We start from the raw sequence: 11,686 nt of genomic DNA, 5'->3' as shown, positions 1-11,686 counted from the left end.
CACCTTCTTTTTTTAAAAGTTAAAAGTATGAATGGCCTCGTATTTCGGAACTTTGTCAAGATGTGTTTGGAATAGCTGAATGCTTTTCACTTCAAATAATAATTCTTTCTCTAGAGAAAGAGCTTCTTCGTCTAGCAATTGCTTAGGAAAATCTCCTTCACTCCATTTTCTTGCTAATGTAATGTGTGGATGAAAGGCTCTTGATTCTAATATATATCCAGCACTTTTGCATACATCATATACATCGTTTCTTAGCATATGTAATGGTTTGCTCTCGTTTACCCCTAACCAAAATATTTTTGGTTTATTTGGATTCCCGAAAATCCCTAATTTATGAATCTGTAAATAAAATGCTTGTTTTGATTGAATTTGCTTATTGGTCAGATTGATTAAAGTTTGCAATTGCTCCATAGAAGAAGATCCTAGGAAAGCTAAGGTAAGATGATAATCAGATGGGTGTACCCACTTCTTAAAGGGAAAAGAACGCTGCCATTCTTCTTTCGCTTCATTTATTTTTTCTTTTACTTCTGAAGGCAAAATCACTGCTATAAAATAATGAGGCTGTTTAGACATATAAACACCTTTCCTTTATTTTCTTCACATTATTCATATCGTTCATTTAGTGCACAAGTTATAATGCTATTATATATCCATTATCGTTTATTTTAATCCTTTAATCGTTGCTTTATTTTTTATCATTAACATCAGCCATAACTATATTAATGGTTAAAGGGCGTTTTCCTTTAACTGTAACTATGATTTTAGTAGTTTTTTCTCTATTCGTCTATTTATGGATGTATCAAAACACGCATTTCTAATGCTCTGCTACTTTATATTTTTAAAGGAAAGGAAGCTTATCATGAAAATTTATGAAAATATCGCTCAATTAATCGGCAATACTCCATTAGTAAAACTGAACTCTATTGGAAAAGAAGGGGGTGCAAGCATTTATGCAAAGCTAGAATATTTCAACCCAAGCAGAAGTGTAAAGGATCGGGCAGCCTATCATATGATTGCCGAAGCAGAAAAAGAAGGAAAATTAATGCCTGGAGCAACGATTATTGAACCTACAAGCGGCAATACAGGCATTGGTCTTGCCATGAATGCAGCAGCAAAAGGATATCGAGCCATTCTTGTGATGCCGGATACGATGACAAAAGAAAGAATAAATATTTTAAAAGCATACGGTGCGGAAGTTGTTTTAACTCCTGGTGACGAAAAAATGCCTGGCTCTATCAAAAAAGCTTTGCAAATAGCAAAAGAGATTCCAAACAGCTTTGTCCCGATGCAGTTTAATAATGTACATAACCCAGACGCTCATCGACATACTACTGCTGTAGAAATTATCGAAGCGATGGAACAATTAAAGAAACCGCTGGCTGCCTTTGTTGCAACAGCAGGGACTGGCGGAACAATTACAGGAACTGGAGAAGTTTTAAAAGAACATTATCCAGAGCTTTCGGTTCATGTTGTAGAACCTGCTGGCTCTCCTGTATTATCCGGCGGAAAACCGGGACTTCATAAACTTGTTGGTACAAGCCCAGGGTTTATTCCAGAAATATTAAATCAAAATGTTTATGATAAAATTCATTTAATTAAAGATGAAGAGGCGTATGAGTATACAAAAAGACTAGCAAAAGAGGAAGGAATTTTAGTTGGCCCTTCTTCAGGTGCTGCTTGTTTTGCCGCAGCAGAAGTTGCCAAAACACTGTCTCCAGAAGATATTGTTGTTTTTATCGTATGTGATACAGGAGAAAGGTATTTATCGAGTGATGTGTTTATGTAATGGATTTCTCCAATTTTTTTAACAAACAAAAAAGAATAATTAAACCTTCCTAAGAAAATTAACGACTTTTCTCAATTAAAATTCTTTTTTATAAATGGCTCTGTTAAACTTGCCTGTTGATTTCCGCTCCAGGCGTTCGCTTTCCGCGGGCGGTCCGGGAGCCTCCTCGGCACTGTGCGGAGGCCACTGAAAAAGTGTTTTATTATATAAATTATAGGTGAAACACTTAAATTTATTAGGGGGAAATTGGTATAGAGAGTTTGAAAACGACCATCATGTTGGTTAGGAGAGGCGTCCGCACGACTCCTGCGGGATTAGCGAGACAGGCGAGACCCCACAGGAGCAAAGCGACGAGGAGGCTTGGCGCTCGCCCCGCGGAAAGCGTGTGGTAAGCCTCGGAAAACCGAACGAAAACCTCTGAGTTGCTTGAATTGTCACTACCTATATTTTATAGCATCCACTTTTTCAGTGACCTCACTGTCCGCCTGTGGGGTCTCCCTCTGACTCGCTTTTCCCGCAGGAGTCTCACGCCTTCCACTCCAATCAACATAGTGCCAAAATCAACAATGAGCTTTAAAATAGCCTTATAAATAAAAAAGAGTAAACTTCTGCTACAATCGTTTTGGAAAAAAAGAAGCTACAACATGTAAAAGCGAGAGTTGGACTAGTTTTGGATATTTCCGGTTCGATGCGATCACTTTATAAGAATGGAACGGTTCAAAAGGTTGTAGAACGAATTTTAGCAGTAGCAAGTCAGTTTGATGATGATGGTTCTCTTGATGTCTGGGTATATGATAACGAATATTCCCGTTTAAAACCAGTTACAGAATTAGATTTTACAGACTATGTTAATACTTATATACTGAATAATCCACTTATTCATAAATTTGGACGCAATGATGAGCCTCCAGTAATGGAAGATGTTATTGCAAAATACACAGTAGACGATAGAAGTCCGGATCCGGCATTTATCGTATTTATTAATGATGGCGGCTGTAAACGTACGATTAAAAAACCAATTGTTTCTTCTTCTGATAAAGCTATATTTTGGCAATTTGTCGGTATAGGAAACAGTAATTTTGAAGTATTCGAAAAACTCGATACAATGGAAGGGCGCTATGTGGATAATGCTAATTTTTTTCATATAGAAGATATAGAAAAGATTCAAGATAACGAATTGTATGATAAATTATTAAATGAATTTCCAGCATGGATAAAAGAAGCAAATGAAAAAAACATCCTCTTATAATTAAAATGGGGTTACTTGTGGGGGGAAAATCAGGAATTACAAAAATAAATCACTTGTTCATTCACAAGTTTTTTCACCCACAAATCACCGAAAAACTCGAATGAAGATTTGTCCTTCATCACTCTGATGAAGGACATTTTTCTTAAAATCCAATAAAGCTTACTGAATTATTATTCTAACTCTCCACATTGTGCTATAATTTCTTCTTTGAAATAATCTTGCAATCTTCTAGTTATTTCTCCTACTTCACCAGTTGCCACGGGAACATTATTTATCGTTATGATCGGCGTTACTTCTGAAGTTGTACTGGAAAGAAACACTTCATCTGCGTCGATTAAATCTTCAATAGAAAAAGCTTCTTCCTTTACTTCCATTCCTTGTTTTTGGCATATTTCCACGATTTTTTGTCTTGTAATTCCGTTTAAGATATATTGATTTGCTTCATGTGTTCGAATCACTTGATCTTTTACAACCCATATATTCGAGGAGCTTCCTTCTGTTACCGTTAAATCACGGTATTGAATGCTTTCAAAACAACCGGCTTCTGCCGCTTTTTGTTTTGCCATGATATTTCCAAGTAAATTTAAACTTTTAATATCACATCGAAACCATCTAATATCTTCTACAGTAATTGCCGTAACACCATTGCTTAAATTAGTTACAGGACGGTTTAATTCTTTTGTATAAGCAACAAAAGTTGGTGCAATCTCCTTTGTTGGAAACGCATGATTTCTTGGACTAGTTCCTCTTGTAAATTGCATATAAATAATCCCATTATGTAAAGCATTTCTTTTTATTAACTCCTCTAATAAAAACGTTAAATTATCGACAGTAAAAGAAATTGGAATATTAATTTTTTCACAGCTTGCTTGCAATCGCTCAAAATGTTCTTTAGCAGTAAACATTTTGCCATTATAAACACGAATCACTTCATAGATTCCATCCCCAAATTGATAACCTCGATCTTCTATATCTACTTTTGCTTCTTCTCTTGGAATAAATACTCCATTCATTAATACAGTACTCATTCTCTCTCCCCCTTTAGTCTCTAGATGTATTCTACTCTTGACAGCAAGACCCTCACTGATAGTAGTTTCACCTTATTTAGCCAATTCATATATTGCTTGAGCATAAATAGCGGTTGCTTTTACGATATCCTCAATATACATGTACTCATCTTTTTGATGGGCAATATCTTCTCTATTCGGAAAAAGTGGTCCAAATGCTACACCTTTTTCTAAAGAACGGGCATACGTTCCTCCACCAATTGATATTAATGCCGCTTCTTCACCCGTTTGTTCCTCATAGACCTTGCTTAAAGTTTTAATTAACTGCGAGTCTTTTTCGACATAATGCGGTTTTGAATTTGAATAATGTTCAATCGAAAATCCATCTCTATCTAATAATTCATCGAGATAACGTTTTGTTTCGTCCATATTATTTGTGACTGGATAGCGTAAGGAAAGACCTAATCTTCCACCGTTTTCATTTGTATAATGCAATTTCCCAACATTTATCGTTAAATCCCCTGTTATATCATCGTGAAACGCTATTCCTAATTTACTCCCTCTTGTTTCGTCTGTAAAGTAATCAGCAAGAATAGTAAAAAAAGGTGCAGCCTTTTCATCAAGAGATAATGCCGCTAGAAATGCAGCAAGCTTCAACCCTGCATTCACCCCATTGTCAGGCTCTAAACCATGTGCGGAAACTCCATCCATCTCTAGTATCAATTCACCGTTCTCAACCATATCACGACCTGTGACATTTTGCTCTGTTAAATAGTCATGAAAACGCTGGATCACTTCCTGTTTATTTTTGCTATGTAAAACCGCTTTTGCATAATCTGGCACCATATTATATCTTCTTCCAGCACTAAATGACATAACTTCTATCAATGCTTCTTTTTCCAGCTCTGCCTTTTCTCGAACTTGCACAATATCAAAATCAGCAATACCTTTTTCTGCAAAAATAATCGGAAAATCAGCGTCTGGTGCGAACCCCATTGTCGGCATTTTTTCCTCTTGAAAATAAGCATCTACACAACGCCATTCACTTTCTTCATCCGTGCCAATAATCATCCTGACTTCTTTCTTTATAGGAAGATTTAATTCCTTTACTATTTTCATCGCATAATATGCTGCCATTGTAGGACCTTTATCATCCAATGCGCCTCTCGCATATATTTTCCCATCACGTATTTCTGCAGCAAACGGATTACTTGTCCAGCCATCACCTTCTGGAACAACATCGACATGACAAAGAATGCCTAAACTTTCTTTCCCTGTACCAAATTGCACATGCCCAGCAAGATTTTTTACATTTTTTACTTCAAAACCATCTTTTTTTCCTAATTCAAGCAAATAAGATAATGCTTGTTTTACGCCAACTCCCAGCGGTGCTTCTTCTGTCGCATTCTCTTCATCTAACACACTTTTGATTTGCAGCAGCCCTTGTAAATCTTTTATTAAATTATCTTTTCGACTATTTACTTCTTTTGACCAATCTATCGTATTCATTTTATCCTCCTAAAATAAGGTTTTCGAGTACAATTCAGTAAACATACCACAAATCGATTGTTAAGTGAAATGAGCGCTTTATCAACGGTCAAAAAAACAAAAACGTTCTGCAATAAAAAAAGAACAGTCCAATCAAAATTGCTAATACCGTTAATAAGGTGCTTGCCCATTTTTTTGCAACATAATAACTATCTTCGTTTTTATATCTGTTAAAAATAGGTGTTGCATTCATTATCTTTTCCCAAATTGTATGACACCAAATCGATAAAATGATAATAAAGAAAAAGAAAATACTTATTTTCAACCATAAAACAGGCAGCAGAACCATCGCTACTGATAAAGAAGAAATAATTTGAATATAACTAAACCAATAGGAAGGATTGCGAATCAACACTTTTATAAATAATTCTAAAAACCCTGTAACACCGGTACGTTTTTTAAATATTCTCCGCGAATTCCGATTAAAAAATGGTTTTTCCCTCGTAGAATAGGAAGGTTTCTCCACCTGCATAGAAAGCTGTAAAATCAGTGAAGTAAATCCTAATTTTGCTTTTTTCTCCTCTACTACTTCCTGATCAAAGGAGCTCTTTCTTTTTATTTGATAAAAATACAAGATTGGATGAAAAATAAACATCATTAATAGCAGCAATAACACGATTGGATGAAATGAAATAAATATATTCCAAATAGACAGTCCAATAAAAAAAGCAAAAATGGTGCAGACAATATTCAAAAATTTATTTCTTATCCGTAAAAGAAACAGCTTAAAAAGGATAATCCATAACCTTACAATATACACGGCGAGCAAAAGTTGTACTGCTTGTATCAAGCTCCAATGAGAAACAACAACAAAATAAGGAAGGAATAAACAGATGAATACTGCCGTTCCAATAAAATTCGTCAAGCAGGAATACAAATAGCCCCATTTTTTTATTCCATAAAAAAGCTGGGAATCCTTTATTAAAAAAACTTTGTCTGCCTCAAGTACAAATGTACGGATTTTTCCAAACCAAGTAAAACAATAAAAAAACAAAAAAACTAATGGTAATAAAATACTTTCCATCCATGATGGCGTAGCTTTCCACCACGATCGGTAAATAAATGCAAAAATGACAACGGATGGAACAACAAGGTAAAGAATAATCGTCCAATCCATAATTCTTTTTATCACATTGTATTGATAGCGACTATTTTTCCTAAAACGACTGAAAAAAAGGTGAAAACTATTCATGGACTGGCTCTCCCGCAATATGATGAAAGCAATCAAATAAAGAAGCATCTTCCAGTCCACATGTTTCTCTAAAGTCACTCAGTGTTCCATTGGCAACGATTGCTCCATTATGAATCATTAAAAACCGATTACAAATTTTCTCTGCTGTATCCAGTACGTGTGTGGACATAATAATGCCAGCACCCCTGTTTTTTTCTTCTTGTATATATTCCAATAGCAGCTTCATTGCCATTGGATCTAATCCCATAAATGGTTCATCAATGATGTAAAAGTCCGGTTTTGTAATGAATGCCAGCACAAGCATTGCTTTTTGCTGCATTCCTTTTGAAAAAGTTTGCGGAAATTGATGGATATGGTCCTGCAACGAAAACTTTTTTAATAATCGTTCTGCATCCGTTCGATAGGCTGCGTCCTCTAACTTTTCTACAGCAGCGATAAAGTCTAAGTGCTCCCATAACGTTAATTCATCATAAAATACTGGCCTTTCTGGTATATAGCTGTATGTATGGTCCATTATATCTATTTTTCCATCCATATGGGCTAATAGCCCAAGCATGCCTTTTATCGTCGTGCTTTTTCCGGCGCCATTTGAACCAATTAATCCGACCAGTTCTCCTTTTTGCAATTCAAAATTAATGTTATGAATGATATCTTTATTTCCTTCATAACCAGCCTTGTTAATGTTTACATTCAATACTTTCACTTATATCCCCCCTCCGTTTATATACGAATTACATTCAAAAAAGTTTTAAAAATTCCTTTTTTTATGTAAAATATGACAAAAGAGGGGGAAAGGAATGAATGGATTGGATTATATTAAACAATTAAGAAAATTAATCGGGAAAATGCCCGTCATTCTTGTCGGATCAGTTGTTATTATTTTAGACGAAAAAAAGAGAATCTTGTTACAGCAGCGAACACATCCACATGGAGTTTGGGGGCTTCCTGGCGGACTAATGGAACCTGGAGAATCAACAGAAGAAACGGCGATAAGAGAAGTGTATGAGGAAACAGGATTAAAAGTATCTGGCCTACAATTACTGCAAGTATATTCTGGAAAACAATATTATACCGTTGCCGCAAATGGCGATCCTTTTTATTCTGTCACAGCTGCCTATTACACCAATACATACAGCGGTTCTCTGCAGCTAAATAAAGAGGAGGCAATAGATTTAACTTATTTTGCCCAAGACGAATTACCGGAAAAAATGGTTAAAAGCCACCGCCAGTTTTTAAAAGATTATTTTTCTCTAAATAAATAAGGCTGTTTTCTCAAAGTTTGTTGTTTTTCACATGAAAAATTGGAGAAGAAGTACTCAGCAGACTGAATACACGTAGACTCCTGTGGGAATGCGAGAAAGACGAGACCCCACAGGAGCGTATGCGACGAGGAGGCTCGACGCTCGCCCACGGAAAGCGAAGTGTATTCAGGCTGCGAATTTAAAAGCAACAATCTATACGAAAACAGCCATAAATAAAAAGAGGTTATCCCACTTTACAAGGGGACAACCTCTTTATTTCTACTAATTCTTTTCTTTCGAATCGCTATACTGTTTTAATATTTGTATTAACTCGTTGTCACCCGTTTCTTCCGCATATTCAAGTGCGCTGTAGCCATCAATATCCTCTATTTTAATATCTGCACCATTTTCTAATAAAAGAGTAATAATTTCCGTATCTCCTTCGTAATTGTACACAGCATCATGTAAAACAGTACTGCCTAAATATTCATCTTTTATATTTGGGTTTGCACCGTTCTCCAGAAGATATTGAACAGCATCCGCATCATATGAATTTACAGCGTAATGTAATGGAGTCCATCCATCTGCATCTTTTTCATTGACCGTTCCGCTTTCCACGATAGCATCATAATCAGGAGTTTCTGTCTCCTCAAATGAGGTTTCATAATCATTAAGCATCGAAAATAAGTCTAACTTCTTCACCAATTTTAATGCACCGGCAACTAAACCAATGAATAGAAGCAAAGCAATAACAAATAAAATAATCCCTCTTATGACCCCGTTTTTTGGTTCTTTTAAAACTTGTCCTTCGTTGAAATTGTAGAAGCTTTCAATAGCGTATATCCGTTTAGGTAAATGCGGATGAGTGGACAATTTTTCATGAAACCATGTAAAAAAACCGCTTTCGTTTTCCAATTGCTCCATATACGCTTGTTTATTCACTTTTTTATACACTTCAGGTCCAATAGCAAGCATTGTTAATGCATTTTTTGCTGCCTCATATGATTGTACATAATAGGCAGCCGTTCGATCACATGTATATTCACACGCACGTAAATAGGCATTTCCTAAAAACGGTATCCATAAAGCAGGCAAAACAAAAAAGCCCATTTGTATATGTTTTCGTTTTAAATGAGTAAACTCATGTGCAAGAACAAATAATACTTCCTTCTCCGCATCTTTTTCTATACATTCAAAAATGCTTGCATATAAGACTACCATATTTTTTCTGAAAAACTTTGTAGCAAATGCGTTTAGTATTCCTTCTGATTCAAGAATATAAATATCCGGCATTTTTTCTAACCCTAAATCTTTTGCTGTTTTAACCGCCTTTTCATAGAGATCAGGAAATTGATTTTCTCCTAATTTTACGCCGTTTCTTCTAATTCCCCCTAGCATAATGCCATGAAAAAATAAAGATAAAACTGCCAATAATAAGATAATCACTATCCCAATAACAGAAAATAATAAAAATATATATCCAGAAATACTAATTAATAGAATAATAGCAAAATATATATTTTCTTTTTTGTAAACTAGATTTTCTTTTTTTATATTATTCAACATGTATCCCCTCCTGCTGTAAAGTCTTTTTGATTATAATAGATAAGCCTTTATGTTTAAAGGAAATTATCAGAATACAGGAAAATAGTAGCAATTGACGACTATTTGCGCATAAACACCTTATAAATCCCATAGTATGTACCATATGAATATTAGTAGAACACAGAAGCTGGGGTGCTACAGCCCTAAATACATACAAACCAGACCATTTAAAGCAAATATTTTGTAAATTTCAGCAAATGATGTAGAATTAATCACAAAATAAGGGTACAATGATACTAAGGATTTGACATTCTATTGTGTTCACTATTAGCCTGTCGAAAAGGAGTTGTCTGTGGAAAAGAAAATTACATACGCTTGAAGAATATTCTTCAAATAAGCTGTCGGTCGTAGGAATTTGCCAAAGGTTTGAAAAAAGGATAGGGAGTGGTTTATTGAAACCTTCAACTAACCGGATGTTAAACCGTATCAAATCCGTCTACATGTTTATTAGTAAGCGTGGAACTGTAACAACACAAGAGCTAGTGGAGGAATTTGGTATTACTCCTCGAACGATTCAAAGAGATTTGAATGTTTTAGCTTATAACGACTTAGTACAAAGCCCAAGTCGTGGTAAATGGACAACAACAAGAAAAAAAGTTAAAATGACTTCTTGAAATAGTGAAATGAACATTGTTTACGTAAAATATAAATTGGCTTATCATACCTGCTTTTTTAGCATTCTACCATAAAGAGAAAACATAAACAGGTGTTAAGCTATCTCCATGGAAACTCAGTCATTTGAATTTCCATTATCATTTAAAATGAATATATGAATAGAATTAAACTGCCCAAAGTGTTATATGGGCGTTTTTTTTGGCGAAAAAACTAAAATTGCTAATCTCCCTCTGTCCTCACTAAAACCTTCCTTTCCATCGAAATTTTTTCAGATAAAATAAAAGACCTCAAAATAAGAGGTCAATCGTGTGTATATTCAATTGAAGAACTTGTTAGTAGCCTATTTAAAGATTAAAACTGTATTGGCATCATTTCTTCTGTTATCGCTTTACAATCATATCCTTCTTTATCTAAATAGTTTAATAGCAGACTTAAATATTGTGCTGTCGCTTGTCGTTCATGTAAAAGGATAACGGGTTTTTTATGGCCAATGTTTTTTAATTGGTTAATTGTATTGTCCACATATCTTTTATCTTTATAATACCAATCTTGACTATCTATATCCCAATCCCATAAAATATACCCAGCCTGTTTTACTTTATTTAAGGACTCTTCATTCATATGTGGTTTACTGCCATAGGGTGTTCGAATCAGCAGACTTTTTTGATGAATAATTTGTTCCAGCTCTTCATTCGTACTGTTCATCTCATGAACAACTGAATTGCTTGTTGCATACACTTGTTTCACATCATGTGTAACACCATGCAAACCGATAGAATGGCCTTCTTTATGTACTTCTTGCACAATTTCAGAATATACTTCCATGTTTGGTTCTAAATAAAAAAACGTAGCTTTTGCATGATAATCTCGTAATTGCTTTAGTATGGCGGATGATACAGCTGATGGACCATCATCAAATGTTAAATAAACGATTTTTTTATTACGGTCTGCTGCTTCTGCCTTCGCTTTGAGTTGTTCTTTAATCTGTTGTTTCTTTTGTTGAAAAAGCGGATTATTCTCTTGTAACGGGGGACGATATATTTTCTTTTCCTGTAATACTCCTACTTGTTTCCTTGTACTTCCCTCAGTTTCACCAGCAAAAATATTCCAGAAAAAAATACTAAATAAAGAAATACATAGAATACTAATAACATAGATTTGTGGTTTTACTATTCTTTTTTTTCGTTTTTTTCTCATCTTGCTGCACACCTTCTATAACGATTCTTTATTAAGTATAACAGATAACAAGATGTTTGTTTCAAAAAAATTACAATTATTACAATAAAGATTTTAGAAAAGATAATAATAAAAGGCTGTTTTCTCAAAATTTGTTGTTTTTCACATAAAAAATGGGAGAAGAAGTACTCAGCAGGCTGAATACACGTAGACTCCTGTGGGAATGCAAGAAAGACGAGACCCCACAGGAGCGTATGCGACGAGGAG

11 protein-coding genes are annotated in these 11,686 nt (G+C 34.9%); 4 read left to right on the top strand and 7 right to left on the bottom strand.

What is annotated here, in order from left to right; all coding sequences use genetic code 11:
- Positions 1-12 precede the first annotated feature (12 nt).
- Complete coding sequence (thpR, locus tag ACTXGU_RS14795; protein ID WP_443482295.1) at positions 13-573, bottom strand: RNA 2',3'-cyclic phosphodiesterase; 561 nt, start codon at positions 571-573, stop codon at positions 13-15.
- Between the two features lie 286 nt (positions 574-859).
- On the opposite strand from thpR, the gene cysK reads away from it, so the two are divergent.
- The gene (gene cysK, locus ACTXGU_RS14790; protein ID WP_443482294.1) at positions 860-1,786 is read left to right on the top strand and encodes a cysteine synthase A; all 927 of its coding nucleotides are present in this window, start codon (positions 860-862) and stop codon (positions 1,784-1,786) included.
- A gap of 616 nt (positions 1,787-2,402) precedes the next feature.
- Positions 2,403-3,035: a vWA domain-containing protein gene (locus tag ACTXGU_RS14785; protein ID WP_443482361.1), complete on the top strand. Its 633-nt coding sequence runs from the start codon at positions 2,403-2,405 to the stop codon at positions 3,033-3,035.
- Positions 3,036-3,205: 170 nt separating this feature from the next.
- On the opposite strand, the gene dat is transcribed toward ACTXGU_RS14785, so the two are convergent.
- The 4 genes from dat to ACTXGU_RS14765 all read right to left on the bottom strand — a co-directional run bounded on the left by dat (position 3,206) and on the right by ACTXGU_RS14765 (position 7,485).
- Positions 3,206-4,063, bottom strand: a complete 858-nt coding sequence (dat, locus tag ACTXGU_RS14780) for a D-amino-acid transaminase (RefSeq protein ID WP_443482293.1) — start codon at positions 4,061-4,063, stop codon at positions 3,206-3,208.
- 72 nt (positions 4,064-4,135) lie between these two features.
- On the bottom strand, positions 4,136-5,551 hold the full coding sequence (gene pepV / locus ACTXGU_RS14775) for a dipeptidase PepV (RefSeq protein ID WP_443482292.1): 1,416 nt from the start codon (positions 5,549-5,551) through the stop codon (positions 4,136-4,138).
- Positions 5,552-5,639: 88 nt separating this feature from the next.
- Positions 5,640-6,782, bottom strand: a complete 1,143-nt coding sequence (locus ACTXGU_RS14770; RefSeq protein ID WP_443482291.1) for an ABC transporter permease — start codon at positions 6,780-6,782, stop codon at positions 5,640-5,642.
- Positions 6,775-7,485 carry an ABC transporter ATP-binding protein gene (locus ACTXGU_RS14765; RefSeq protein WP_443482290.1) on the bottom strand — a complete coding sequence of 237 codons (711 nt, stop codon included), beginning with the start codon at positions 7,483-7,485 and terminating at the stop codon, positions 6,775-6,777. Before ACTXGU_RS14765 ends, ACTXGU_RS14770 begins: the two co-directional genes overlap by 8 nt.
- A gap of 103 nt (positions 7,486-7,588) precedes the next feature.
- On the opposite strand from ACTXGU_RS14765, the gene ACTXGU_RS14760 reads away from it, so the two are divergent.
- Positions 7,589-8,044, top strand: a complete 456-nt coding sequence (locus ACTXGU_RS14760) for an NUDIX hydrolase (RefSeq protein WP_443482360.1) — start codon at positions 7,589-7,591, stop codon at positions 8,042-8,044.
- A gap of 261 nt (positions 8,045-8,305) precedes the next feature.
- On the opposite strand, the gene ACTXGU_RS14755 is transcribed toward ACTXGU_RS14760, so the two are convergent.
- Positions 8,306-9,589 carry a M48 family metallopeptidase gene (locus ACTXGU_RS14755; protein ID WP_443482289.1) on the bottom strand — a complete coding sequence of 428 codons (1,284 nt, stop codon included), beginning with the start codon at positions 9,587-9,589 and terminating at the stop codon, positions 8,306-8,308.
- 431 nt (positions 9,590-10,020) lie between these two features.
- On the opposite strand from ACTXGU_RS14755, the gene ACTXGU_RS14750 reads away from it, so the two are divergent.
- The gene (locus ACTXGU_RS14750; RefSeq protein ID WP_016202849.1) at positions 10,021-10,242 is read left to right on the top strand and encodes a DeoR family transcriptional regulator; all 222 of its coding nucleotides are present in this window, start codon (positions 10,021-10,023) and stop codon (positions 10,240-10,242) included.
- Positions 10,243-10,594: 352 nt separating this feature from the next.
- Here ACTXGU_RS14750 and ACTXGU_RS14745 read toward each other — a convergent pair whose 3' ends face one another.
- A complete protein-coding gene (locus ACTXGU_RS14745) occupies positions 10,595-11,440 on the bottom strand; it encodes a polysaccharide deacetylase family protein (RefSeq protein ID WP_443482288.1) in 846 nt (281 codons plus the stop codon).
- Positions 11,441-11,686 lie beyond the last annotated feature (246 nt).

This window comes from Niallia sp. 01092 (assembly GCF_052318935.1).
In the GTDB taxonomy this organism is placed as follows: domain Bacteria; phylum Bacillota; class Bacilli; order Bacillales; family Cytobacillaceae; genus Niallia.
Note: the sequence above shows the minus strand (reverse complement) of the source record. Positions and strands in the feature narration are given on the sequence as shown.